The 24692-nt window shown below is 57.3% G+C and carries 23 protein-coding genes; 18 read left to right on the top strand and 5 right to left on the bottom strand.

Going from position 1 to position 24692, the window contains the following annotated elements; all coding sequences use genetic code 11:
• Nucleotides 1–22: 22 nt before the first annotated feature.
• On the bottom strand, nt 23–1951 hold the full coding sequence (locus ACXADZ_RS15265) for an elongation factor G (protein ID WP_475197611.1): 1929 nt from the start codon (nt 1949–1951) through the stop codon (nt 23–25).
• Between the two features lie 211 nt (nt 1952–2162).
• Nucleotides 2163–3518 carry an oxygen-independent coproporphyrinogen III oxidase gene (hemN, locus tag ACXADZ_RS15260; RefSeq protein WP_171188729.1) on the bottom strand — a complete coding sequence of 452 codons (1356 nt, stop codon included), beginning with the start codon at nt 3516–3518 and terminating at the stop codon, nt 2163–2165.
• Nucleotides 3519–3579: 61 nt separating this feature from the next.
• Between hemN and fnrL the strand changes: the two genes are divergently transcribed.
• Nucleotides 3580–4323 (top strand): transcriptional regulator FnrL, encoded by a 744-nt coding sequence (fnrL, locus tag ACXADZ_RS15255; RefSeq protein WP_171095976.1) that lies wholly within the window; start codon nt 3580–3582, stop codon nt 4321–4323.
• A gap of 72 nt (nt 4324–4395) precedes the next feature.
• Nucleotides 4396–4650 (top strand): GlsB/YeaQ/YmgE family stress response membrane protein, encoded by a 255-nt coding sequence (locus ACXADZ_RS15250; RefSeq protein WP_171095978.1) that lies wholly within the window; start codon nt 4396–4398, stop codon nt 4648–4650.
• Nucleotides 4651–4694: 44 nt separating this feature from the next.
• On the opposite strand, the gene ACXADZ_RS15245 is transcribed toward ACXADZ_RS15250, so the two are convergent.
• Nucleotides 4695–5534 carry a universal stress protein gene (locus ACXADZ_RS15245; protein WP_475197608.1) on the bottom strand — a complete coding sequence of 280 codons (840 nt, stop codon included), beginning with the start codon at nt 5532–5534 and terminating at the stop codon, nt 4695–4697.
• A 201-nt stretch (nt 5535–5735) separates the two neighbouring features.
• On the opposite strand from ACXADZ_RS15245, the gene ccoN reads away from it, so the two are divergent.
• The 10 genes from ccoN (at nt 5736) to nusG (ending at nt 14805) form a co-directional block, all read left to right on the top strand.
• Complete coding sequence (gene ccoN / locus ACXADZ_RS15240) at nt 5736–7343, top strand: cytochrome-c oxidase, cbb3-type subunit I (RefSeq protein WP_171095983.1); 1608 nt, start codon at nt 5736–5738, stop codon at nt 7341–7343.
• 14 nt (nt 7344–7357) lie between these two features.
• Nucleotides 7358–8086, top strand: a complete 729-nt coding sequence (gene ccoO, locus ACXADZ_RS15235) for a cytochrome-c oxidase, cbb3-type subunit II (protein ID WP_171180111.1) — start codon at nt 7358–7360, stop codon at nt 8084–8086.
• Between the two features lie 10 nt (nt 8087–8096).
• On the top strand, nt 8097–8282 hold the full coding sequence (locus ACXADZ_RS15230) for a cbb3-type cytochrome c oxidase subunit 3 (RefSeq protein WP_171095986.1): 186 nt from the start codon (nt 8097–8099) through the stop codon (nt 8280–8282).
• The gene (gene ccoP / locus ACXADZ_RS15225) at nt 8279–9142 is read left to right on the top strand and encodes a cytochrome-c oxidase, cbb3-type subunit III (RefSeq protein WP_475197606.1); all 864 of its coding nucleotides are present in this window, start codon (nt 8279–8281) and stop codon (nt 9140–9142) included. The genes ACXADZ_RS15230 and ccoP overlap by 4 nt, the downstream gene beginning before the upstream one ends.
• 419 nt (nt 9143–9561) lie before the next feature.
• Nucleotides 9562–10989, top strand: coding sequence for a cytochrome c oxidase accessory protein CcoG (ccoG, locus tag ACXADZ_RS15220; RefSeq protein ID WP_475197604.1), 1428 nt, complete (start codon nt 9562–9564; stop codon nt 10987–10989).
• Nucleotides 10990–10991: 2 nt separating this feature from the next.
• Nucleotides 10992–11450, top strand: coding sequence for a FixH family protein (locus tag ACXADZ_RS15215; RefSeq protein WP_171095992.1), 459 nt, complete (start codon nt 10992–10994; stop codon nt 11448–11450).
• A gap of 3 nt (nt 11451–11453) precedes the next feature.
• Complete coding sequence (locus tag ACXADZ_RS15210; protein ID WP_475197601.1) at nt 11454–13631, top strand: heavy metal translocating P-type ATPase; 2178 nt, start codon at nt 11454–11456, stop codon at nt 13629–13631.
• Nucleotides 13632–13636: 5 nt separating this feature from the next.
• Nucleotides 13637–13795, top strand: coding sequence for a cbb3-type cytochrome oxidase assembly protein CcoS (ccoS, locus tag ACXADZ_RS15205; RefSeq protein ID WP_074737762.1), 159 nt, complete (start codon nt 13637–13639; stop codon nt 13793–13795).
• A 91-nt stretch (nt 13796–13886) separates the two neighbouring features.
• Entirely contained in the window at nt 13887–14084 is a 198-nt protein-coding gene (secE, locus tag ACXADZ_RS15200; RefSeq protein WP_050605011.1) for a preprotein translocase subunit SecE, read from the top strand.
• 187 nt (nt 14085–14271) lie between these two features.
• The gene (gene nusG, locus ACXADZ_RS15195) at nt 14272–14805 is read left to right on the top strand and encodes a transcription termination/antitermination protein NusG (protein WP_171096042.1); all 534 of its coding nucleotides are present in this window, start codon (nt 14272–14274) and stop codon (nt 14803–14805) included.
• A gap of 118 nt (nt 14806–14923) precedes the next feature.
• On the opposite strand, the gene ACXADZ_RS15190 is transcribed toward nusG, so the two are convergent.
• Together ACXADZ_RS15190 and ACXADZ_RS15185 are read right to left on the bottom strand one after the other, a co-directional pair.
• A complete protein-coding gene (locus tag ACXADZ_RS15190) occupies nt 14924–15688 on the bottom strand; it encodes a hypothetical protein (protein WP_171095996.1) in 765 nt (254 codons plus the stop codon).
• Nucleotides 15685–16350 carry a hypothetical protein gene (locus tag ACXADZ_RS15185; RefSeq protein WP_475197598.1) on the bottom strand — a complete coding sequence of 222 codons (666 nt, stop codon included), beginning with the start codon at nt 16348–16350 and terminating at the stop codon, nt 15685–15687. The genes ACXADZ_RS15190 and ACXADZ_RS15185 overlap by 4 nt, the downstream gene beginning before the upstream one ends.
• A gap of 506 nt (nt 16351–16856) precedes the next feature.
• On the opposite strand from ACXADZ_RS15185, the gene rplK reads away from it, so the two are divergent.
• The 6 genes from rplK (at nt 16857) to rpoB (ending at nt 24650) form a co-directional block, all read left to right on the top strand.
• The gene (gene rplK, locus ACXADZ_RS15180) at nt 16857–17306 is read left to right on the top strand and encodes a 50S ribosomal protein L11 (protein ID WP_010440985.1); all 450 of its coding nucleotides are present in this window, start codon (nt 16857–16859) and stop codon (nt 17304–17306) included.
• 1 nt (nt 17307) lies between these two features.
• The gene (gene rplA, locus ACXADZ_RS15175) at nt 17308–18006 is read left to right on the top strand and encodes a 50S ribosomal protein L1 (RefSeq protein ID WP_171180094.1); all 699 of its coding nucleotides are present in this window, start codon (nt 17308–17310) and stop codon (nt 18004–18006) included.
• A 291-nt stretch (nt 18007–18297) separates the two neighbouring features.
• Complete coding sequence (locus ACXADZ_RS15170) at nt 18298–18711, top strand: hypothetical protein (protein WP_171670540.1); 414 nt, start codon at nt 18298–18300, stop codon at nt 18709–18711.
• A gap of 578 nt (nt 18712–19289) precedes the next feature.
• Nucleotides 19290–19808 (top strand): 50S ribosomal protein L10, encoded by a 519-nt coding sequence (gene rplJ / locus ACXADZ_RS15165; RefSeq protein ID WP_170387618.1) that lies wholly within the window; start codon nt 19290–19292, stop codon nt 19806–19808.
• A gap of 80 nt (nt 19809–19888) precedes the next feature.
• Nucleotides 19889–20263: a 50S ribosomal protein L7/L12 gene (rplL, locus tag ACXADZ_RS15160; RefSeq protein WP_170446876.1), complete on the top strand. Its 375-nt coding sequence runs from the start codon at nt 19889–19891 to the stop codon at nt 20261–20263.
• A gap of 250 nt (nt 20264–20513) precedes the next feature.
• On the top strand, nt 20514–24650 hold the full coding sequence (gene rpoB / locus ACXADZ_RS15155; protein WP_171096004.1) for a DNA-directed RNA polymerase subunit beta: 4137 nt from the start codon (nt 20514–20516) through the stop codon (nt 24648–24650).
• Nucleotides 24651–24692 lie beyond the last annotated feature (42 nt).

Genomic DNA, 24692 nt, shown 5'->3' with positions numbered 1-24692 from the left:
TCAGCCCGCCTTCCTCAGGCCATCAAGCGCTTGCCTTTTCTTTGGTCGCCGCTTTCGGCACTGGTCCGCGCAGTTCTTCGTAGTGATCAAAGGTCAGCTTGACCCATCCGGTTCCGCGCGTGGCACTGGCAAGGGTGCGGTGCAGTTCATCCTCGGTCACGGCGGGGATCTGGGCGTTGAAGATCTCCCACCCTGACGCGTTTGGGTTGCCCTCAAATCCCAGAACCTGCCCTTGCAGCGAACTGATCGTTGGTACGAGATCGCCAACAAAGTCCGATGGCAGGTGAATCTCTGCGGTCAGAATCGGTTGCAAAACCACCGGTTTGGCCTGAGGCAGCGCTTCGCGTACCGCGTTTTTGCCTGCGGTGCGGAACGCATAGTCCGAACTGTCCACATTATGGTGTTTGCCGTCGCTGAGGGTCACTTTGACATCCACAACCGGAAATCCCTCGGGGCCTTGTTCCAGCGCGTCCTTGGCACCGTGTTCCACCGACGGAATATAGTTCTTGGGTACTGCACCGCCTTTAACCACCTCTTCGAACTGGAACCCCGACCCGCGAGGCAGGGGTGCGACCGAGATCACCACATCCGCGAACTGTCCGGCCCCGCCGGATTGTTTGCGATGGCGGTGGCGATGTTCGACGGGCGTGCGGATGGTCTCGCGATAGGCGGTTTCGACCTGATCCGCTTCAATCTCGATCCCAAAATCCTCAGCCAGCTTCGCGGTCACACGGCGCATGTGTTGTGGGCCTTGCGATCCAAGGATGGAATGGCCGCTCAACTCATCCTGTTGCAGGTGCAGACCGGGGTCGATTTCGGCCAGACGGCTTAGGGCGTTGGAAAGGCGCACATCGTCCCGCTCATGCGCGGGTGAGACGATCTGACGATGCGCAACCGGGTGCGAGGAAGCCCATTCCGGCAGCTCCGTCGCAGAAGAGCTGTCGTAGATATAGCCGGGGTTGAGGTGATCGGATTTCACCGCCAGACCAATCTGCCCCGCTTCCAGTGTCGCGATATGGGTTTTGGCATCCAGCGTTGTCAGGTTGCCTACGGTTTCACCGCCCAAGGCCTCGTGCGCTTGTACACCGTCCCCAAGGCCGCGCAGAACGACGATCTTTCCAATGTGTTTTTTGACATCTGCAAAGCCGGCAATAGCGCGTGCGCTGTCTGCAGCCTCGTCGCGTCCTGCGGCGATATCAAATTCAGGCGCTTCGTGTCGCAGTGCTTTCATCAGGCGAGTCAGCCCGTTGCCATGGCTCGCTGCACCCAAGCACGCGGGGATCAACTGGTGATTTTGCAGGACCTGCGCGGCAAGATCATACACTTCGTCATTTGGCGGCTGTTTGTCCTCGATCAGCTGTTCCAAAAGGTGGTCATCGAAATCGGACAAGGTTTCCAGCAACTCGGTTCGTGCTTCCTGCTCTCGATCTTCCACGGATTGTGGCAGTTCGATCAGGGCCGAGGGTTGGCCTTCCTGATATTTCCAGGCTCGTTCCGAGATCAGATCGACCGCGCCGATGATCGTGTCTCCTTCGCGGATGGGCACCTGACGCAAGGCGATATGATGGGTGCAGTATGTTTGCAGGGCCGCGATGATGTCGCGGATGCGGCCATTGGGATTGTCCATCCGGTTGATGAACAGGAAACAGGGGATGCCCGCTTCTTCGACTAGTCGCAGGTAAGGCGCGCACAGAACAGCGGCATTCGGGTCGGGTGGCACGACCACCACGGCGGCGTCCGATATGGCCATTGCAGGCCCGACATAGGCGAGCGCATCGCCACCGCCATCCACGTCGATCGCGCACCAGGGCTCGTCCAGGTAAGAAAAACCGTGCAAATGCACGGTTCCGGAAACATCGAATGTTGTGGGGCGCCCGTCGAGGCGGCTGATGGCCTCGACCAGGGTAGATTTGCCCGATTGGCTGGGCCCGAGGACGGTGAAGACGCGCATGAGTGTTGTCCCTCTTTCAGGTTGCAGAATGGCTGCACGAAAGGGGCATCCGCCGCATTTGCGTCGGCAAGGACTGTCTGTATTTTGCCCGCCTCAGGGTGCAGGGCGAAACTTCACCCCACAGCACGAGTGTGGGAAAAACCGCAGGCGTGCGTCAAGCCCTCGTTGCGTTTTGTGGTCTGCGGGCCAGAAATTGCCCGCAGCAAAGAGGTCAGATTGCCGAGCTGTGCCCGGCTTTGCTCAGGTCATACACGTCAAAACTGCGGGCGATCATCCGGGTTAACGCGCGCGCTTCGGGCGGGATGAAAAGCCCGTCATCAGTGATCCGCAGAAGCCCGTCGAAATCGGCGTTGGCGGAGTGATACATATCATTCAGCGTGGCGGCCGAGACGTCGTGGTCGCGCAGGATTTCAGCGCTGTTGATCTGGAAATCACACATCAGCGCTTCGATCAGACGTGCGCGCAGAATGTCCTGGCCTTTGAACAGATGTCCACGGGCTGTTGAAAACTGTCCGTCACGGACGGCTTTTGTGTGCGCCGAGGTGGCCGAGGCGTTCTGCGCATAGCCTTGCGGAAAGCGCGAGATCGAACTGGCCCCGACCCCGATCAGAACGTCGGCCTGATCGTCGGTATATCCCTGGAAGTTCCGCTTCAAGCGTCCCGCGCGCAAGGCATGGGTCAGCCCGTCATCCTGTGTAGCGAAATGGTCGATGCCAATTTCGGCGTAGTTGTCCCACAGGAACAGGCGTCGGGCGGTATCGAACAGCTCGAGCCGTTGTTCCGGCGTGGGTAGCGCGTCGGACGGGATCATCTGTTGGCGCTTCGCCATCCAGGGCACATGCGCGTAGCCATACAACGCCACGCGATCCGGGCTGAGCGAAAGCAGCTTCTGCACGCTTTCGGTCATCCGGGCCTTTGTCTGATGCGGCAGGCCATAAAGGATATCTGCGTTCAAACTGGTGATGCCACGTTCACGGATCATGTCGATGGCGTCGCGGGTGGTGTCGTAGCTTTGAATACGACCGATGGTTTTCTGAATTTCGTCGTCGAAATCCTGCACCCCGATCGAGGCACGGTTCATACCTGCGTCCGCCAACGCATCCAGACGGGCTTCATCAATTTCGTTGGGATCAATCTCGACTGAAAATTCGGCATCAGATCCCATGGGTACGATACCCAGAATATGCTGCGCCAATTCGCGCATCAGCTGCGCGTTCAGCAAGGTCGGCGTGCCGCCACCCCAATGCAGGCGCGACAGCACCACACCTTCGGGCAGGCGGGCTGCAAGCAGGTCCAACTCGGCCTTCAGAACGTCCACATAGGCAATAACCGGGTTGTCGGTTTGAGTTCCTTGTGTCCGGCAGGCACAGAACCAACACAGCCTGCGGCAGAACGGAACATGGATGTACAGGGAAATGGCACTGCCGGGTTTGATCCCCGAAATCCAGTCGCCAAACATGTCTGCTCCCACATCATTGCTAAAGTGGGGGGCGGTGGGGTAGCTTGTGTAACGCGGTACTTTCGCGTCAAAAAGTCCAAGCTTTGCCAATTGTGGTTTCACTATCATGGCGATACCCTTATGGCACCGACAACTTGGTTGCTTTGATGGAGATCAAGTAGGAACGCGCATGACAGTAAAAGCACAGTTTGATCATTCCAATTGCGAAGACTGCCCGATTCGACACCGAGCAGTCTGCGCCCGTTGCGATGCCGATGAGCTGGAAGAGCTTGAAAGCATTAAGTATTACCGCAGCTTCGAGGCGGGACAAACGATCATCTGGTCCGGCGATCAGATGAATTTTGTAGGCTCGGTCGTGGCCGGGATCGCGTCATTGACACAGACAATGGAAGACGGGCGTACCCAGATGGTGGGTTTGCTGTTGCCCAGTGACTTTGTCGGCCGACCCGGGCGTGAGGCTGCGCCCTACGATGTGCAGGCGACCACGGATGTTGTCATGTGTTGTTTCCGCAAGAAGCCCTTCGAAGAATTGATGGCGACGACACCGCATATTGCGCATCGTCTGTTGCAGATGACTCTGGACGAGCTTGACGCTGCCCGCGAATGGATGCTGGTGCTTGGACGCAAGACTGCACGGGAAAAGATCGCGAGCCTATTGTCGATCATCGCACGCAGGGATGCGTCGATCAGTCAGAAAGGTCTGGCGGGACCGATTGTGTTTGATCTGCCCCTGACCCGCGAGGCCATGGCGGATTACCTGGGTCTGACGCTTGAAACTGTCAGCCGCCAGATCTCGGCCTTGAAAAAGGAAGGCGTGATCACGCTGGAAGGCAAGCGCCACGTGACCATTCCCGACATGGGCCGTCTGATGGAAGAGGCCGGTGACGATTCGGACGGTGGCTTTTTGGTTTGATCCCGGTCTTTGTGCCGCAAAACAGTGGCCGCAGTCTTTGGATTGCGGCTAAAAAAAACTCAGGAGCTTAGCATGGTTTTCGGCAGTGTCCTGGCAATGCTTTTCATCGGCGCGATCGCCGGGTGGCTGTCAGGCAAGATCATGGAAGGCCGTGGATTTGGCCTTGTGGGTAACATCATCGTTGGAATCGTCGGGGCGTTTTTGGCGGGCATGATTTTCCCGGCGCTTGGCTTTTCGGTGGGCGGAGGGTTCTTTTCATCGATCTTCTTTGCGACCGTTGGGGCCGTGATTTTGCTGTTCGTGATCGGCCTTATCCGCAAAGCATGAAAAAAGCCGCCGTTTCGGGCGGCTTTTTTCAATTTAGACAAAGTTCAATGCGCCAGAAACACTGGGACGGAAGACTGTTCCAGCATATTGCGGGTGGCCCCGCCGAGTATGGCCTCGCGGAAGCGCGAATGCCCATAGGCACCCATCACGATCATGTCCGATTCCGTATCTGATGCATGGCGGTTCAGAATGTCTGACACGCGCGTCATGGTCTTGCTCAGGACATCGATCTCACATTTGACCCCGTGTCGGGCCAACATCTGAGATAGCATCCCACCAGGATCCGACCGGTCAGGGCCGTGGCGCGGCGGATCAATGACGACGATGCGGGCCAGTTCCGCCTTTTTCAGGAAGGGCAGAGCGCGCCGGATGGCACACATCGCCTCGACGCTTTCGTTCCAGGCTATCATCACATTGCGCGGCGCTTTTAGGGGTGGGGTGTCATCAGGTACCACCAGAACCGGGCAATGGCCTTCGAACATAGCCGCTTCAATAATCGGCTCGGCCTCGGCTCCACGGTCTTTGCCGTAAGGATGCGGCAAGATCACCAGATCTGAAAACCGCGCCCGATGTGCAACATGTCGCCCTATGTCGGCAATCTGCGCCACACCGTGTTCGGCGGACCAGCGAACACCGGATTTGCCCAGATAATCCTGGGCAAATGTCAGCAACTCTTGTGCCTCGGCATTGGCCCGGCTGAGTGTTTCCTGAACGATCAGTGCATTGGCTCCGGCGTAATAGTAACCGGTCTGGCTGCGATCGACACCGAGGCACAGCGCTTCGGCATGGGCATCCTGCGAATCCGACAGCGCCACCATCTGCGCCAGTGCGGTCTGAGCTGTCTGCGTTTCGGTCATGACAGTGAGAAGGGATTTGTACGCCATTTCGACCTCTTAGTTCGGGCATATGGTCTCATGCGACCGGTTGGCCTCTTTCATCCTCAATGCGTGTCACAGAAAACGGGGAACTGTCTTGATACAGATCAAAGCAACATCGGCTGTCGTGCTTCAGAACGGCAGCCAGTCAAATAGGTTTCGCGTGTCAAAAGAATCAAAATCGCGCGAAGCACGGCAAAGGGACGCAATATGTCGAATTACATCAAGCTGATCGTGCTTGGTCTGGTCGTGGTGTTTGCCGCCATCGGATCAAATTATGCACGCGATTTGGCGTATCAGGTGCATGCGATTCTGGTGATGCTTATCGCCGGTGGATTGTTCATCTGGACGCTTCGAAACACGGAAGAGCCAGATATTCTTGTCGATCGTTCGGGCGAATACATGGATGACGTGATCCGCTACGGCGTGATCGCAACCGCCTTTTGGGGCGTTGTAGGGTTCCTGGCGGGAACCTTTATTGCGTTCCAGTTGGCGTTTCCGGTGCTCAACTTCGAATGGGCGCAAGGGTATTTGAACTTTGGACGTTTGCGTCCGCTGCACACCTCGGCAGTGATTTTTGCATTTGGCGGTAACGCGCTGATCGCAACGTCGTTCTACGTGGTGCAGCGCACCAGCGCAGCGCGTCTGTGGGGCGGCAACCTCGCATGGTTCGTGTTCTGGGGCTATCAGCTGTTCATCGTGCTGGCCGCGACTGGCTATATTCTGGGCGGTACACAGTCCAAAGAATATGCTGAACCTGAATGGTATGTTGACCTGTGGCTGACCGTTGTTTGGGTTGCTTACCTTGCTGTCTATCTGGGCACGATCATCAAACGGAAAGAACCCCACATCTATGTGGCAAACTGGTTCTATCTGGCGTTCATCGTGACCGTTGCCATGCTGCATCTGGTCAACAACATGACCATTCCGGTCAGCATCTGGGGTTCGAAGTCGGTCATCGTCTGGTCGGGTGTTCAAGACGCCATGATCCAGTGGTGGTACGGCCACAACGCCGTGGGCTTCTTCCTGACAGCGGGCTTCCTGGGCATGATGTACTACTTCATCCCGAAACAGGCCGAGCGTCCGGTCTTCTCGTACAAGCTGTCGATCATCCACTTCTGGGCACTGATCTTCCTGTACATCTGGGCTGGTCCGCACCACCTGCACTATACCGCGTTGCCTGACTGGGCTTCGACGCTGGGCATGGTGTTCTCGGTGATCCTGTGGATGCCGTCCTGGGGTGGTATGATCAACGGCCTGATGACCCTGTCGGGTGCATGGGACAAGCTGCGCACCGACCCTGTGATCCGGATGATGGTGATCTCGGTCGGCTTCTACGGCATGTCCACCTTTGAAGGCCCGATGATGTCGATCCGCGCGGTGAACTCTCTGAGCCACTACACCGACTGGACCATTGGTCACGTGCACTCGGGCGCGCTGGGCTGGAACGGCATGATCACCTTTGGTGCGCTGTACTTCCTGGTGCCTGTCCTGTGGAAGCGCGAGCGTCTGTACTCGTTGCAGATGGTCAGCTGGCACTTCTGGCTCGCCACCATCGGCATCGTGCTCTACGCCGCTTCGATGTGGGTCACCGGTATCATGGAAGGCCTGATGTGGCGTGAAGTGGATGCCAACGGCTTCCTGGTGAACTCGTTCGCCGACACCGTGGCTGCCAAATTCCCGATGTATGTGGTGCGTGCGCTGGGCGGTGTCCTGTTCGTCGCTGGCTCGGTCATCATGTGCTACAACCTGTGGATGACTGTACGGAAAGCGCCGGCCAAAGAGGCCAGCCTGACCGTCGCAGTCCCGGCTGAATAAGGAGGGCCGGAGCAATGGCAATTCTCGACAAACACAAGATCCTCGAGACCAACGCGACCCTCCTGCTGATCTTCAGCTTCCTGGTCGTAACTATCGGTGGCATCGTTCAGATCACCCCGCTGTTCTACCTTGAGAACACCATCGAAAAGGTGGAGGGCATGCGCCCTTACACCCCACTCGAAATGGCGGGTCGTGAGATCTATCTGCGCGAAGGCTGCTATGTCTGCCACAGCCAGATGATCCGTCCGATGCGGGATGAGGTCGAACGTTATGGCCACTACTCGCTGGCGGCTGAGTCGATGTATGACCACCCGTTCCAGTGGGGGTCCAAGCGGACCGGGCCTGATCTGGCCCGCGTCGGTGGCCGCTACTCGGACGACTGGCATGTACGCCACCTGCGTGATGCGCAGTCGGTGGTGCCGGAATCGGTGATGCCTAAATACGGCTTCCTCGAAACCCGCAAGATCGACGGTGAGTATATCGGTGACATCATGGCCGCCAACGCTCTGGTCGGCACGCCCTATACCGAAGACATGCTGGAGAACGCCGTGGCCGATTTCCGCGCGCAGGCCGATCCGGACAGCGACTATGACGGGTTGCTGGAACGCTATGGCGATAAAGTCAACGTGCGTAACTTCGACGGCCAGTCTGATCTGACCGAGGCCGATGCGCTGATCGCTTATCTGCAAATGCTGGGCACGCTGGTCGATTTCTCGACCTTCACCCCGGACGCAAGCCGCTAAGGAGGGTGTGATGGAAGAATATACACTCCTGCGACAGTTCGCGGATAGCTGGATGCTGCTTGTGTTGTTCGTCTTCTTTATCGGCATCATCATCTGGGTGTTCCGCCCTGGTGCCAGCAAAGAATATAACGACACCGCCAACATCCCGTTCCGGCATCAAGACAAACCCGCCACATCCAAGGAGGCGCGGCAATGAGCAAGACACCTGAAAAACAGCCGGGTGATCCAAACACAACCGGCCATTCCTGGGATGGGATCGAGGAATTCGACAACCCGATGCCGCGCTGGTGGCTGTGGACCTTCTATGCGACCATTTTCTGGGGTCTGATCTATACGATCATGTATCCGGCATGGCCGCTGGTTCAATCTGCAACAGCAGGGGTTCTGGGATGGTCCTCGCGTGAGCTGGTTCAGCAGGAGCTGGTTTCGTTCGAAGAGGCAAACGCCCCTTGGAATGCCAAGCTGGTCGAGACACCGCTCGAGGATATCTCGAAGGACCCCGAACTGCAGCAATACGCCGTGAACTCTGGCGGGGCCGTATTCCGCACCTGGTGCGCACAGTGCCACGGTTCCGGTGCTCAAGGCGCGCCCGGCTTCCCCAACCTGCTGGACGATGCCTGGCTGTGGGGCGGTACGCTTGAAGATATCGAGTACACCGTTGCCTATGGTATCAGGAACGAAGAAAGCGACGATGCGCGCTATTCTGAAATGCCGGCATTTGGTGAGATTCTCGAAAGCGAAGAGATCACCCAGGTTGTCCAATATGTCATGTCGCTGACCAATGCGCAGACGGACGATGCGGCGGCGCAAGCGGGCAAGGTTGTTTTTGAGGACAACTGTGCTGCCTGCCACGGCGATAACGGCCAGGGCGACGTCTTTCAGGGCGCTCCGAACCTGACCGACGCGATCTGGCTTTACGGTGGCAGCGAAGAGGCTCTGACCGAAACAGTCACATACAGCCGCTTTGGCGTAATGCCTCCGTGGGAAAACCGCCTGACCGACGCGCAGATCCGCGCCGTGACGGCCTATGTCCACCAGTTGGGTGGTGGTCAGTAAACCATAAGGAACACCTTCGGGCAGTTCGCTGCCCGAAGGCTGTGGCACCGGCTGTTCCATCTGTTCGCGCGTTTCCTGAACAGCCGGTGCCCACTTTTACCACGTTCTGCCAGTTTCGTTGAGTTGTCTGTAGTGATGCGGGCAGCTTTGACGCGTCCAGGCGGGCGTAGTCTTGGGCTGCGACAATTGGCCGGTATGTGACCTGCGGCTAACCCGCGACACAGCAGCTTTCGCGACAATCGCGGTTTTTCTGCTAAAATAAGTGAAAAAGCGGGCAAAACATCTCTGCTCCGACACACTCAGGGTCGGCTGATTTGCAAAAGATGTGTGTTCGATGCGCGTTTTGACCCATGTCAAAGTTCGCTTGCCCGTGATCTGGAACAAGTCGCCTTTAGAAGACCCATTTGTGGAGCCAGCCAGTGAGCGATTCCGATCCCGCCCCCAGCCTTTACGCAGCCAGAGAGCCGATCTTTCCAAGACGTGTCTCAGGGCCGTTTCGGAACCTGAAATGGATCATCCTGATCGTGACACTGGGCATCTACTATGTAACACCCTGGATCAGATGGGATCGCGGGCCAAGCCAGCCGGATCAGGCAGTTTTGCTGGATTTGGCAAATCGTCGGTTCTATTTCTTCTGGATCGAAATCTGGCCCCACGAATTCTACTTTGTCGCCGGTCTGCTGATCATGGCCGGTCTGGGCCTGTTCCTGTTCACCTCGGCCTTGGGGCGTGTCTGGTGTGGCTATGCCTGCCCGCAAACAGTTTGGACCGATTTGTTCATTCTGGTTGAACGTTGGATCGAAGGGGATCGAAACGCCCGTCTGCGTCTGCACCGTCAGGAAAAGCTCGATTTCCGCAAGGTCCGGCTGCGGGCCACGAAATGGACCGTCTGGTTCCTGATCGGTCTGGCAACGGGTGGGGCCTGGGTATTCTATTTTGCAGACGCCCCGACGCTTTTGGTGGATCTGGTCACAGGCAACGCGCATCCAGTCGCCTATACGACGATGCTGATCCTGACGGGCACCACGTTCTTCTTTGGTGGTTTCGCCCGCGAGCAAATCTGCATCTACGCCTGCCCTTGGCCACGCATTCAGGCGGCGATGATGGACGAGGACACGCTGGTTGTCGGCTACCGCGAATGGCGCGGCGAACCAAGGGGAAAAGGCAAGCGGACAGCGGATTCCGAGTTGGGGGATTGCATCGACTGCATGGCCTGCGTGAATGTCTGCCCAGTTGGGATCGACATTCGTGACGGTCAGCAGCTGGAATGCATCACCTGCGCCCTGTGTATTGATGCCTGTGATGACATGATGGCCAAGATCGGTAAGCCGCGCGGGCTGATCGACTATATGGCCCTCAGCGATGAAACGCGCGAGCGGTCTGGGCAGCCGCCGAAAAGTGTGTGGACGCATATTTTCCGCGCCCGCACGATCCTATACACGGCCCTGTGGTCGCTGGTTGGTTTTGCGTTGCTGTTCGCTTTGTTCATCCGCTCGGATATTGACCTGACCGTTGCTCCGGTTCGTAACCCGACATTTGTGACCCTGTCCGATGGCACAATTCGCAACACCTATGACGTGCGGTTGCGTAACAAGCATGGCGAAGATCGACTGTTCACTCTGTCTCTGACCGGGGATCCGGCTATGCGTCTGGAAATCGAAGGCACGAACCTGCACACTGTGAATGTTCCGGCAGATACGGCACAATTGACCCGAGTGTATATCATCTCGTCCCGCGACTCGGGCCCAGCCGGAGCGGATACAACGCCGGTCCGCATCTGGGTTGAAGATCTGAGCAGCGGTGAGCGGGCCTATAAGGACACCACGTTTAACGGACGGGGGAATTGATCATGGCGGAACGGAAATTCACGGGAAAGCACGCTTTGGCGGTATTCATCGGCGCTTTTGGCGTGATCATCACCGTAAACCTTGTGCTGGCTTACAGCGCGGTCAAAACCTTTCCGGGGCTTGAGGTCAAGAATTCATACGTGGCCAGTCAGGAGTTCAACGAACGTCTGAAAGAACAGCAAGCACTGGGGTGGACCGTACGGGCTGAAACCAAGGGCGGGTTGCTGATCTTGCACATCACTGACGAAAGCGGCGCACCTGTTCAGGTCAGCGAGTTGCAGGCTGTTGTGGGCCGCGCGACCCATGTGCGCGAGGATTTCGTGCCTGATTTCACCTTTGACGGAACAGCCTACGCCACGCCAGCTACGTTGGGCGAGGGTAACTGGAACATTCGTCTGGTGGCGCGGGACAGTGATGGCGCGGAATTTTCGCAGCGCGTTCCGCTGTATGTGAAGGGGTAAGCGATGACCGTGCAGCTTTCTTCCGGCACTGCAGCCTGTCCGGGCTGCCTTGCGGCACCGGCGGAACCCGCCCGGCCGATTCCGGAGGATGTGCAGATTGCACTGTCATTGCCGGGTATTCACTGCTCGGCCTGTATTGCAACGGTTGAGCGGGAATTGAACGCGCATCCCGGCGTCGAAGATGCACGGGTGAACCTGACCCTGAAACGCGCGATGATCAAAGCAGCGCCTGAAACGCGCGCTGTCGATCTGATCCCAGTGCTTGAGAAAGCCGGTTTTGAAGCGCACGAGCTTGATCCGGGTGCCTTGTCGGCCACTCAGACGGACAAGGCAGGGCGCGACTTGCTGATGCGCCTGGCGGTTGCCGGGTTTGCCTCCATGAACGTCATGCTGTTGTCGGTTTCGGTCTGGTCCGGGGCCACTGACGCTACGCGGGACATGTTCCATTGGATTTCTGCCGCGATTGCTCTGCCTGCCATCGCGTTTTCAGCCCAGCCCTTCTTTTCCAATGCGTTGAGCGCCTTGCGGGTGCGCCGCCTGAACATGGATGTGCCCATTGTGTTGGCGATCTTGTTGGCGCTGGTCACATCGCTTTGGGAAACCGCGCTGAGTGGCGAGCACGCCTATTTCGATGCGGCCCTGACCCTCACCTTCTTCCTGCTGGCGGGACGTTATCTGGATTACCGCACCCGTGCCGCAGCCCGTTCCGCCGCCGAAGAACTAACCGCGCTTGAGGTGCCGCGCGCGATCCGTTTGGTGGATGGCGTAGAACATGAAACCGCAGTTGCTGATCTGAAAGTTGGCGATTTGATCCTTGTGCGCCCGGGCGGTCGGATGCCTGTGGATGGTGAGATCGTGTCTGGCCAGTCTGAACTCGACCGCTCGCTACTGACCGGGGAAACGGTGCCTGTATTTGCCGAAATCGGCCAGTTGGTCAGTGCGGGTGAGGTCAACCTGACTGGTCCCTTGACCCTGCGCGCAACAGCAGTGGGCGAGGATACGTCGCTGCATCGCATGGCGGATCTGGTGGCCATCGCTGAATCCGGCCGGTCGCGCTATACCTCTTTGGCTGACAAGGCGGCCAAGCTTTATGCGCCGGGCGTTCACATCCTATCAGCGCTCAGCTTTCTGGGCTGGTACATTTATTCCGGCGATATCCGCACGGCGTTGAATATCGCGGCGGCGGTTCTGATTATCACCTGCCCCTGTGCTCTGGGTTTGGCCGTTCCAGCGGTGACAACGGCGGCGTCTGGCCGGTTGTTCCGCAAAGGTATGTTGATCAAACATGCAACCGCATTGGAACGTCTGTCCGAGGCTGACACGGTGGTGTTCGACAAAACGGGCACTCTGACATCCGGTGCGCCGGAACTGGTCAACCTAGGGGATCATTCCCGCGCGAAGGTCGAAGTTGCCCTGGCGCTGGCCGAGGCGTCGGCACACCCTTTGTCCGTGGCTTTGGCGAAAGCCGCGCGTGAGGCCGGGATCAAGCCTGCCAGCGTGCGGGGCGTCGTTGAGGTTCCGGGTTACGGCACCGAAGGTGAATACCGTGGTCAACGCGTGCGTTTGGGCCGGGCCGCTTGGGTCGGGGCAGAGCAGGGCAGTGAAACCTGTGCCTGGCTGGCGATTGGTGATCACGCACCTGTGGCGTTCCGCTTCTTAGACGCGTTGCGTCCGGGCGCGGCCCAGGCGGTCGACGCGTTGCGTGCCGCTGGCAAGCATATGGTCCTGATGTCCGGCGACTCGCAGGGGGCAGTGCGCGCGTTGGCTGAAAAACTGGGGATCACAGATTGGATTGCCGAAGCTTTGCCGCAAGACAAGGCGCAGCGCATTCAGGACCTCAGCGATAAGGGTCACCATGTCCTGATGGTGGGCGACGGTCTGAATGACACAGCGGCCTTAGCGGCAGCGCATGTTTCGATCTCACCGGCATCAGCGTTGGATGCCGCACGGGTGGCGTCGGACATTGTGTTGTTGGGCAATGACCTGAGCCCCATCGCGGATGCGTGCGACACGGCGGTCAAAGCGACAAAACGCATTCGAGAAAACTTCCGCATAGCGACAATTTACAACGTGATTGCCGTTCCTTTGGCAGTGATTGGGCTTGCAACTCCATTGATCGCGGCTTTGGCGATGTCGACCTCTTCGATCACCGTGTCGCTCAATGCCCTTCGGCTGAGGTAAGCCAGATGGAAGTTCTTGCCTATCTCATCCCGATTTCTTTGTTGCTGGGCGGCGTTGGTCTGGTCGCCTTTATCTATACTGTCCGTTCAAACCAGTACGAAGACCCCGAAGGCGATGCGCGCCGGATCCTGAGCGATGAATGGGACGACAAACCCAAACCCTGACCGCATTGGGCAGAGTTGATCCAACTGCCCTTGAAATTGCCGCAATGCCCGGTTATGTCCAGGCCATCCGCTAGCAGAGAGAACACGCCAAATGGCCACCACCAACCCGATTCAGTTCATTCAGCAAGTCCGTGCCGAAGTGTCCAAGGTCGTCTGGCCGACCCGGCGCGAGGTGCTGTTGACCACGGTTATGGTTTTCATCATGGCGGCGCTTACGGCTGTATTCTTTGCGTTGGTCGATCTCGGAATCCGGGGTGGTCTTCAGTTGATCCTGGGCGCGTTCAGCTAAGCGTCGAAACGCTGCAGCCCCTTGCACTGCGGGCAATGTCAGAGTAGTTGACGCAGGACTATTCGGAATGGGCGTGTGGCGATTCGGGCTGCGCGCCGCTTTTTATTCCGGATGACGTGATAAGATTTCAATGACGGGCGTATCCGGCACATCCGATACCCCGAAGACAGACAAGGACGACAGGTTCATGGCGAAACGGTGGTACTCGGTCAGCGTTCTTTCGAATTTCGAAAAGAAGATCGCAGAACAGATCCGCACGTCGGTGGTTGAGCAGGGCCTTGAGGACGATATCGACGAAGTACTGGTGCCCACCGAAGAGGTGATCGAAGTGCGCCGCGGCAAGAAGGTCACAACCGAGCGCCGCTTTATGCCCGGCTACGTGCTGGTGCATATGGAAATGTCGGATCAGGGCTATCACCTGATCAATTCGATCAACCGCGTCACCGGTTTCCTTGGCCCGCAAGGCCGCCCGATGCCGATGCGCGATGCCGAAGTGAACCAGATCCTCAACCGCGTTCAGGAAGGCGAAGAAGCGCCGAAACTGATGATCACCTTCGAGGTGGGCGAAAAGGTCAAGGTCAACGACGGCCCGTTCGAGGATTTCGACGGCATGGTCGAAGGCGTGGACGACGAAGCTCAGAAGTTGAAAGTCTCGGTTTCGATTTTTGGTCGCGAGACACCGGTCGAACTGGACTTCACGCAGGTAACAAAGCAGAGCTAATTACTCTTCACTTGTATTAGACGCCGCGGTGCTTCGAGCAGCGCGGCGTTTGTTGTTTTGACACCCCAGTTTTCCAACCAGAAAAAAGAGAGGTTCGACGGGCGAGGTTTGGTCTGCGCTAGGGTCGACCCGGTATAAGTTCTTGTTGTTGAAGCACTGTCAGAATGTCGAGGATTGTCGAAGGGCTGACGTCAACTGAGCCTTCAAGGAAAACGCCAACACCACCTTCTCCGATCTCGCGCGGGCCGCCTTTGTCGTAGGCTGGGTCGAGTGACGCAAGCTCTGCCGGGAGTTCCGGGCACAAAGGAGTGTCGTTCAGGGCAAGATCCACAGCTGCCAACATCAACTCCTTCACTGAGTCTAAAGTGTCATCTTCCAGCAGTTGCTCTCGCTGTTCTTCGGGGGCAGTTAGAGTAAGATCAATAAGCTTGAAATAGGCGCAGTTGTCCCGCACTTCGACAGTCGCTTCGGTGGACAAGCTGGCCAGGATCGCTCTTTTTTCTTCACCGCGTTCAAAGTTGCGTTCACCGGTGCGGCTGCATTCAAAGATCGTGATGGTCACATCCCCATCCAAATCTATTGTTTGGTCTTCGGCCTTAAAGCTCAAATCATCTAGTCGGACCTGCAGGCCACAATTGTCGACGATTGCATTGTCAGCCAACCGCTCGGGCACAACCTTTTGAACTTCGCGCAGGTCGAGAAGGGCACCGACCCCGATCCGAGTGGGCGCAGTGGCGGTGAGGTTCAGATCGAGTGTATATGGCAATTCTGTATCGCGAACGGGCAGTGTCGCATCGATGACAAAGTCCACTTGCTGCGCGTCGGGTACGCGGGCGTCCAGAAAAGATGCCAAAAAGGCGGGGAGGATAAACCAAAGTCTCATTCAGCAAACTCCAACACGCCAAGTTCTTTCAGACCTGCAAGGACTTTCACAATTGTCTCAGCACTTACATCCGCTGATCCGACAACAGCGGCGCCCAATCCTCCGGGTGCGATTTCGCGGGTTCCGCCGGATTCGTAATTCGGATCAAGAACAGAGAATTCTTCGGGCAGTGGCGGACAAACCGGATTGGCCGCCAAAAACTCCCCACCCTTTTCAAGGACCGCTTCGTTGATGCGGTTTGTCAGGCCGAAAAAGTTGGTGACAGCACCGATAAATCCGCGCGGGCTGAGATCGGCACTTTCGATGCTGAATGTAAGGCATTGACCCTTCACTTCTGCCTTGGCGACAGCGACCGCATCCACCGTGGCCCCGAAAAACCGAAAGCCCGCTTCTTCATTCCGCTTGCATCGTGTGAACTGAGCACGAGCTGACCCCTCAACCTTTACAGTTTCGCCTATGGCAGTAACGTCTCGAACCTCAAGATAGATTTGACGCTTACAACTTTCTTCCAGGGGGCCCGTCAAAATCTGGGGCGCCTTTTCCTGCAATCCGCGCAAATCCATGAACGCGCGCAATCGCAGTCGGGTTGGGCTGGATTCCTCTAGACCGCCGTAGACGGTGAAGGGAACGGGAATATCGCGCAGAGGAACTTCTTTGGTCAATTTTACCTGAAAGCGACCGGCATAGGTAGCGGGATCAATGCCTGCCGTGTTGCGTGAGGAAGCGTTTTGGGATGCTTCTGATTGGGCAACTGTCTCGGATACTGTGCCCTGATCTTGTGCTTTGCTGCCGCACCCCGGCAACACAGCAAAAAGAGCACAAATCAGTAGTCCCCTGCTTCGTCGAGATGATGCCATCCCAGACCGCCCCTTCTTTAACTAAGTTGCCCTAAGATAACCGTCGGCGGTTCGTACGCAACTTTTGTATTCAAATTAGGTAACTTCTAAGTCGCTCCAGTCTGTCGCAACGTTTGGTTTGGCTAGTGCAGGTATGGTTCAGGAATACGGCGGGATCCTCTTGCCAACGTCACCTTTCCGCTATAAATGCCGCCTCTATCGTCTTCGGGCGAGATTCTCTCGTGGGAGGTTGCTGGGATCGCGATCCCGGTCCGAACCACGCAACATAATCTGGGTGGGACGCGTCCTGCCTAAGTTGAAAGGAAAACCAAATGGCCAAGAAGCTTGCTGGTACAATGAAGCTGCAGGTTCCTGCAGGTCAGGCGAACCCGTCGCCGCCAGTTGGTCCGGCGCTGGGTCAGCGCGGCATCAACATCATGGAATTCTGCAAGGCGTTCAACGCCAAGACAGCAGACATGGAGCCCGGCGCTCCTTGCCCGACCGTGATCACCTACTATCAGGACAAGTCCTTCACAATGGACATCAAGACGCCGCCCGCGTCTTACTACCTGAAAAAAGCAGCTGGTCTGAAGCCGGTCGGCAAGCGTAACCGTCCTCGTGGCGCGGAAAACCCAGGTCGTGAGACCGTGGCAACCGTGACCTCGAAGCAGGTTCGCGAAATCGCCGAAGCCAAAATGAAAGATCTGAACGCCAACGACGTCGAAGGCGCAATGCAGATCATCCTGGGCTCGGCCCGCTCTATGGGCATCGAGGTGAAGTAAGATGGCAAAACTCGGTAAACGTACCCGCGCTGCGCGCGAAGCTGTCGCCGGCAAGGAAAACCTGTCGGTTGAAGAAGCTGTTGCTCTGGTCAAGGGCAACGCAACCTCGAAATTCGACGAGACCATCGAAATCGCGATGAACCTGGGCGTTGACACTCGTCACGCAGACCAGATGGTTCGCGGCGTTGTTGGCCTTCCGAACGGCACCGGTAAAGCGATGCGCGTTGCTGTTTTTGCTCGTGGCCCGAAGGCGGACGAAGCGAAAGAAGCTGGCGCAGATATCGTTGGCGCAGAGGACCTGATGGAAACCATTCAGGGCGGCACCATCGAATTCGATCGCTGCATTGCCACCCCGGACATGATGCCGATCGTCGGTCGTCTGGGTAAAGTTCTGGGTCCCCGTAACCTGATGCCGAACCCCAAAGTTGGCACCGTGACCATGGACGTGAAAGCGGCCGTGGAAGCAGCCAAAGGCGGTGAAGTTCAGTTCAAGGCGGAAAAAGGCGGCGTTGTGCACGCTGGCGTTGGCAAAGCGTCGTTTGACGAAGCCAAGCTGGTTGAAAACGTTCGCGCTTTTGTCTCGGCTGTTGCCAAGGCCAAGCCGTCGGGCGCCAAAGGCACCTACATGAAGAAAATCGCGCTGAGCTCGACCATGGGCCCGGGCGTGACACTGGATGTTGCGGAAGCTTCCGGCGAATAAGCCCTGGCATTCAGCTTGGAAGAATTGATCCCGGGTGGTGCGAACTGCCCGGGATTTTTCTTGTGTCTTTTTGGGTCCAATCCATGCCCCCACAGAAGGGCCAACTTTTTGCAGCAAATCTAGAAACTTCACACTCTCGGCGTTTTATGCAAACCATACTGGTGCAAGGGTAAAGTTCGGTTTTGAACTGGTAGCCCAAAAACTGCCGTAATTCTCGAATACCGAACGTAGAAATTCTATTTCAGCAAGACGGGATCGTGGGCCTGTCAGGTGGCATTCTTGGAGAATACAATGTGTGGATATTGCGCACGCAGATTGAACCCTGACCTTATCGAGCAAATGAAGGGTGAACTGCCGGGCACGGTTGCGACCACAGACACTGCAAACACACCTGGAAGTCCGGCTTTGGTCAACGCGATCGCAGCGGTTGCGAGTGGTAGTTTGCAGATCGTGGATACAGGGGTTTCATTCCGATCTGCTGATGATGCGCTGTCTGCGGGTGTTGGCGCGCGCGACGACGCGTTCGTTTTTGCGTCTGCCGTGTCAGCGGATGAAGGTGGTTCATTGGCCAGTTGGATGGGGCGCGGTCTTCCCAATTTGGCTGAGCAGGAAGTTCCATCGATGTCCTTGCAGCCCACAGATACTCCTGAACCCGAGTTTTGGGCGCTCACTTTGGCCTCATCATTCGAAGATTGGCTCTCTTGATCCGGGAATGATCAAAAGGTTATTGAAAGACGTTACCGCAGCGACATCTTTTTTTGACTATCCGTTTACGCTCCTGATCGGCGCCGAGAGAACTTAGTCAGTCAAAATCACTTTCCATTCGTTCTGCTTGAGACCCTGGAAATTTCTGAGGGTCATCATAAGCATTTGAGTTTGAATTGGGTTCCCAAGCGGTGTTGAGGAGGGCTAGGCACTTTTGGCCGTGATCGCCGAATCCGGAAGCAATGTTGAGGTGAAACTTACCCGCTTCGATGAATGTGAAAGTACGCTTGCGATTGACGCAAATTTACCCCTTGGAAACCCCGCCTATCTGCCCTAAGTAGACCTGCGGAATAAAGCGTGCGATTCGTCGTGCGCTTTCTTTCGTTTCGTCCAAGACGGTGGGTGGGTCCATTCGATCCCTTAATTCCCTGCCTGAGACGGGTAAGACCAAAGAATTCTGAGGGTCCCACCCTCGGGCGCATTTTGGCCAATCCCGTAATAACGGACCTGAACGCCGGAGCGAAAGCTGCGGCAAATATGAGCCGGGGTGAGGTATCGCCCCAAACTTGGAGAGAACTGTGGATAGAGCCCAGAAAGAGAAAGTGGTCGAGGAACTCGGCCAAATCTTCGAAAGCTCTGGCGTCGTAGTGGTTGCTCACTACGCCGGTCTGACAGTTGCCGAGATGCAGGACCTTCGCGCACGTGCTCGTGACGCGGGTGGTTCCGTGCGTGTTGCCAAGAACAGGCTCGCCAAAATCGCCCTTGAGGGTAAGCCGTGTGAAAGCATGGCCGACCTGCTGACAGGGATGACCGTTCTGACCTATTCCGAGGACCCTGTGGCAGCAGCCAAGGTGGCCGAGGACTTCGCCAAGGATAACAAGAATTTTGAGATCCTCGGCGGTGCAATGGGTGAGAACGCTCTGGACCGCAAAGGCGTCGAAACAGTTTCGAAAATGCCGTCTCGCGAGGAGCTTATTGCTTCGATCGTGGGCTGCATTGGCGCACCTGCTTCGAACATCGCCGGCGCGATTGGCGCACCTGCAAGCAACATCGCAAGCATCCTTTCCACCATCGAAGAGAAGGCGGAAGCTGCGTAAGCGGTTGGCACTGAATGATCTGCGTGGGGCATATGCCCTGACGTTGGAACACACACTGTAAAACGGAAAGAGCTAATACAATGGCTGATCTGAAAGCACTCGCAGAAAGCATCGTGGGTCTGACCCTGCTGGAAGCACAAGAACTGAAAACCATCCTCAAAGACGAATACGGCATCGAGCCCGCAGCTGGCGGTGCCGTAATGGTCGCAGCAGGCGGCGACGCCGGCGGTGCAGCTGAGGAAGAAAAAACCGAATTCGACGTCGTTCTGAAGAACGCCGGCGCATCGAAAATCAACGTCATCAAAGAAGTTCGCGGCATCACCGGCCTGGGTCTGAAAGAAGCCAAGGAACTGGTCGAAGCCGGCGGCAAGATCAAAGAAGGCGTAGACAAAGCAGAAGCAGAAGACGTCAAAGCCAAGCTGGAAGCAGCTGGCGCCGAAGTCGAGCTGGCCTAAGCTTAGTCTCAGGTGCATCGCTGATGCGCCGAAAAATTTGGCTGGGTCCGGAGAAATCCGGGTCCAGCCGAACCTGTCTTAGAAAGGGCCTCAACATGTGGGGCGTTTTCTAAGACACGGTTTTCGGATCGGGAGGCCGCCTTCGGGACGGTGGCCATGAATTGATCCGGACGTGTTGTCTCGATTGTGCAAGATGCCGGGGCCCGACGGTGTCTTTGCCCGCTGAGAACATCGAAAGGTGACATCTGACATGGCTCAAACGTTCCTTGGCCAGAAACGTCTTCGTAAATACTACGGCAAAATCCGCGAAGTGCTGGAGATGCCGAACCTTATTGAGGTACAGAAATCTTCTTATGATCTTTTCCTGCGCTCCGGCGATGCAGAGCAGCCGACAGACGGCGAAGGCATCAAAGGTGTGTTCCAGTCGGTTTTCCCGATCAAGGATTTCAACGAAACCTCCGTTCTGGAGTTCGTGAAATACGATCTGGAAAAACCAAAATATGACGTCGAAGAGTGTATGCAGCGCGACATGACTTACAGCGCGCCGCTAAAGGTCACTCTGCGACTGATCGTGTTTGATGTCGACGAGGACACCGGCGCGAAATCGGTAAAAGACATCAAGGAACAAGATGTCTTCATGGGTGATATGCCTTTGATGACACCGAACGGCACCTTCGTCGTGAACGGGACCGAGCGTGTGATCGTATCCCAAATGCACCGCTCGCCCGGTGTGTTCTTTGACCACGACAAGGGCAAGACCCATTCCTCGGGCAAGCTGCTGTTTGCCTGCCGCATTATCCCGTATCGCGGCAGCTGGCTGGACTTTGAGTTCGACGCCAAGGACATCGTGTTCGCCCGTATCGACCGTCGCCGCAAACTGCCTGTGACCACCCTGCTGTACGCGCTGGGTCTGGATCAGGAAGCGATCATGGACGCGTACTACAACACCGTGTCCTACAAGCTGGACAAGAAGAAGGGCTGGGTCACGCCATTCTTCCCCGAGCGTGTGCGTGGTACACGCCCGACCTATGATCTGGTCGACGCCAAATCCGGTGAAGTGATTGCTGAGGCCGGCAAGAAAGTCACCCCGCGCGCGGTCAAGAAGCTGATCGACGAAGGCACCGTCACCGACCTGCTGGTTCCGTTCGATCACATCGTTGGCAAATTTGTCGCCAAGGACATCATCAACGAAGAAAACGGCGCGATCTATGTCGAAGCCGGTGATGAGCTGACCCTGGAATACGACAAAGACGGCGACCTGATTGGCGGCACCGTGAAAGAGCTGATCGATGCGGGCATCACCGACATCCCGGTTCTGGACATCGACAACGTCAATGTTGGTCCGTACATGCGCAACACCATGGCTCAGGACAAAAACATGAGCCGTGAAACCGCGCTGATGGACATCTACCGCGTCATGCGTCCGGGCGAGCCGCCCACCGTCGAAGCTGCGTCAGCCCTGTTCGACACGCTGTTCTTCGACAGCGAGCGTTACGACCTGTCCGCCGTTGGCCGCGTGAAGATGAACATGCGTCTGGCTCTGGATGCACCGGACACCCTGCGCACTCTGCGCCGCGAAGACATCGTTGCCTGCATCAAGGCGCTGGTGGAACTGCGTGACGGCAAAGGCGACGTGGACGATATCGACCACCTCGGCAACCGTCGTGTGCGTTCGGTTGGCGAACTGATGGAGAATCAGTACCGCGTCGGTCTGTTGCGCATGGAGCGTGCGATCAAAGAGCGTATGTCGTCGGTTGAGATCGACACCGTCATGCCTCAGGACCTGATCAACGCGAAACCTGCTGCGGCTGCTGTCCGCGAATTCTTCGGTTCGTCGCAGCTGTCGCAGTTCATGGACCAGACCAACCCGCTGTCGGAGGTTACCCACAAACGCCGTCTCTCGGCGCTTGGCCCCGGTGGTCTGACACGTGAGCGTGCGGGCTTTGAGGTGCGCGACGTACACCCGACCCACTATGGCCGGATGTGCCCGATTGAAACGCCAGAAGGTCCGAACATCGGTCTGATCAACTCGCTGGCCACCTTTGCCCGCGTGAACAAGTATGGCTTCATCGAAACACCGTACCGCGTCGTCAAAGACGCCGAGGTGACCGATGAGGTTCACTACATGTCCGCGACCGAGGAAATGCGTCACACCGTGGCGCAGGCGAACGCGACCTTGGATGCCGATGGCAAGTTCATCAATGATCTGGTTTCGACCCGTCAGGCCGGTGACTACACGCTTGCCCCGCGCGAGAATGTGGACCTGATCGACGTGTCGCCGAAACAGCTGGTCTCGGTCGCTGCATCGCTGATCCCGTTCCTTGAAAATGACGACGCCAACCGCGCTCTGATGGGCTCGAACATGCAACGTCAGGCGGTTCCGCTGCTGCGGGCCGAGGCACCGCTGGTCGGTACCGGTATCGAGGAAAAGGTTGCGATCGACTCGGGTGCTGCGATTCAGGCGAAACGCGCCGGTATCATCGACCAGGTCGATGCCCAGCGTATCGTTATCCGCGCCACCGAGGATTTGGAACTGGGCGACGCTGGCGTTGACATCTACCGTCTGCGCAAATTCCAGCGGTCTAACCAGAATACCTGCATCAACCAGCGTCCGCTGATCAAGGTGGGTGACACCGTCCAGAAGGGCGAGGTCATTGCCGATGGTCCGTCGACCGATATGGGTGAACTGGCGCTTGGTAAGAACGTGGTCGTCGCGTTCATGCCGTGGAACGGTTACAACTACGAAGACTCGATCCTGATCAGCGAACGTATCGCGCGTGATGACGTCTTTACCTCGGTCCATATCGAGGAATTCGAAGTCGCCGCCCGTGACACCAAGCTGGGCCCGGAAGAGATCACCCGCGACATCCCGAACGTCGGTGAAGAAGCGCTGCGCAACCTCGACGAGGCGGGCATCGTTTACATCGGCGCGGATGTTGAACCGGGCGATATTCTGGTCGGCAAGATCACTCCGAAGGGCGAAAGCCCGATGACCCCGGAAGAAAAGCTGCTGCGCGCCATCTTTGGCGAAAAAGCATCTGACGTGCGCGACACCTCGCTGCGCGTGAAGCCGGGCGATTACGGTACGGTCGTGGAAGTCCGCGTCTTCAACCGTCACGGCGTCGAGAAAGACGAGCGTGCGCTGCAGATCGAGCGTGAGGAAGTCGAACGTCTGGCCCGTGACCGGGACGACGAGTTGGCGATCCTGGACCGCAACATCTATGCGCGTCTGCAAGGCCTGATCCTTGGCAAAACCGCTGTCAAAGGCCCGAAAGGCGTCAAGGCAGGGTCGGTGATCACCGAGGACCTGCTGGAAACCCTGACCCGTGGTCAGTGGTGGCAGCTGGCGCTTGAAGGTGAGCAGGACGCACAGATCGTTGAGGCTCTGAACGAGCAGTACGAAGTGCAAAAGCGTGCTCTGGACGCCCGTTTTGAAGACAAGGTCGAGAAGGTCCGTCGTGGCGACGATCTGCCGCCGGGTGTGATGAAGATGGTCAAAGTCTTCATCGCCGTGAAGCGTAAGCTGCAGCCGGGCGACAAGATGGCCGGTCGTCACGGGAACAAAGGTGTGATCTCCAAGGTTGTTCCGATGGAAGACATGCCGTTCCTGGCCGATGGTACGCCGGTTGACTTCTGTCTGAACCCGCTGGGTGTGCCTTCGCGTATGAACGTCGGTCAGATCCTTGAAACCCATATGGGCTGGGCCGCACGCGGTCTGGGTCTGAACATCGATGAGGCTCTGGGTGAATACCGCCGCTCCGGCGACCTGACCCCGGTGCGCGAAGCGATGAAGCTGGCCTATGGCGAGAATGTCTACGAAGAAGGCATCACCGGTCTGGACGAGGATGGCCTGATCGAGGCTGCGGGCAACGTGACCCGCGGTGTTCCGATCGCAACCCCGGTCTTCGACGGTGCCAAAGAGGCTGACGTCAACGACGCGCTGGTGCGTGCGGGCTTCTCGGAAAGCGGTCAGTCGGTTCTGTTCGACGGTCGTACCGGCGAGCAATTCGCGCGTCCGGTGACCGTGGGCATCAAGTACTTGCTGAAACTGCACCACCTTGTGGACGATAAGATCCACGCGCGTTCAACCGGGCCGTACAGCTTGGTTACCCAGCAGCCGCTGGGTGGTAAGGCGCAGTTCGGTGGTCAGCGCTTTGGTGAGATGGAAGTCTGGGCTCTGGAAGCTTACGGCGCCGCCTACACCTTGCAGGAGATGCTCACCGTGAAATCGGATGACGTCGCCGGCCGGACCAAGGTCTATGAGTCGATCGTCAAGGGCGAGGATAACTTTGAAGCGGGCGTACCGGAATCGTTCAACGTTCTGGTGAAAGAAGTCCGTGGCCTCGGCCTGAATATGGAACTCCTGGATGCGGAGGTTGAGGAGTAAGGGCGCTGCCCTTTCTCCCGTCCCCCCTTCCGCAAGATTTGA

It is taken from the genome of Ruegeria sp. ABM4_193 (genome assembly GCF_056158705.1).
This window is presented reverse-complemented; position numbering and strand designations above follow the sequence as displayed.

Excerpts from the sequence above, each read along its gene's own strand:
- ACXADZ_RS15265 (WP_475197611.1), bottom strand. The coding sequence starts at position 1,951 with ATGCGCGTCTTCACCGTCCTCGGGCCCAGCCAATCGGGCAAATCTACC.
- hemN (WP_171188729.1), bottom strand. The coding sequence starts at position 3,518 with ATGATAGTGAAACCACAATTGGCAAAGCTTGGACTTTTTGACGCGAAA.
- fnrL (WP_171095976.1), top strand. The coding sequence starts at position 3,580 with ATGACAGTAAAAGCACAGTTTGATCATTCCAATTGCGAAGACTGCCCG.
- ACXADZ_RS15250 (WP_171095978.1), top strand. The coding sequence starts at position 4,396 with ATGGTTTTCGGCAGTGTCCTGGCAATGCTTTTCATCGGCGCGATCGCC.
- ACXADZ_RS15245 (WP_475197608.1), bottom strand. The coding sequence starts at position 5,534 with ATGGCGTACAAATCCCTTCTCACTGTCATGACCGAAACGCAGACAGCT.
- ccoN (WP_171095983.1), top strand. The coding sequence starts at position 5,736 with ATGTCGAATTACATCAAGCTGATCGTGCTTGGTCTGGTCGTGGTGTTT.
- ccoO (WP_171180111.1), top strand. The coding sequence starts at position 7,358 with ATGGCAATTCTCGACAAACACAAGATCCTCGAGACCAACGCGACCCTC.
- ACXADZ_RS15230 (WP_171095986.1), top strand. The coding sequence starts at position 8,097 with ATGGAAGAATATACACTCCTGCGACAGTTCGCGGATAGCTGGATGCTG.
- ccoP (WP_475197606.1), top strand. The coding sequence starts at position 8,279 with ATGAGCAAGACACCTGAAAAACAGCCGGGTGATCCAAACACAACCGGC.
- ACXADZ_RS15215 (WP_171095992.1), top strand. The coding sequence starts at position 10,992 with ATGGCGGAACGGAAATTCACGGGAAAGCACGCTTTGGCGGTATTCATC.
- ACXADZ_RS15210 (WP_475197601.1), top strand. The coding sequence starts at position 11,454 with ATGACCGTGCAGCTTTCTTCCGGCACTGCAGCCTGTCCGGGCTGCCTT.
- ccoS (WP_074737762.1), top strand. The coding sequence starts at position 13,637 with ATGGAAGTTCTTGCCTATCTCATCCCGATTTCTTTGTTGCTGGGCGGC.
- secE (WP_050605011.1), top strand. The coding sequence starts at position 13,887 with ATGGCCACCACCAACCCGATTCAGTTCATTCAGCAAGTCCGTGCCGAA.
- nusG (WP_171096042.1), top strand. The coding sequence starts at position 14,272 with ATGGCGAAACGGTGGTACTCGGTCAGCGTTCTTTCGAATTTCGAAAAG.
- ACXADZ_RS15190 (WP_171095996.1), bottom strand. The coding sequence starts at position 15,688 with ATGAGACTTTGGTTTATCCTCCCCGCCTTTTTGGCATCTTTTCTGGAC.
- rplK (WP_010440985.1), top strand. The coding sequence starts at position 16,857 with ATGGCCAAGAAGCTTGCTGGTACAATGAAGCTGCAGGTTCCTGCAGGT.
- rplA (WP_171180094.1), top strand. The coding sequence starts at position 17,308 with ATGGCAAAACTCGGTAAACGTACCCGCGCTGCGCGCGAAGCTGTCGCC.
- ACXADZ_RS15170 (WP_171670540.1), top strand. The coding sequence starts at position 18,298 with ATGTGTGGATATTGCGCACGCAGATTGAACCCTGACCTTATCGAGCAA.
- rplL (WP_170446876.1), top strand. The coding sequence starts at position 19,889 with ATGGCTGATCTGAAAGCACTCGCAGAAAGCATCGTGGGTCTGACCCTG.
- rpoB (WP_171096004.1), top strand. The coding sequence starts at position 20,514 with ATGGCTCAAACGTTCCTTGGCCAGAAACGTCTTCGTAAATACTACGGC.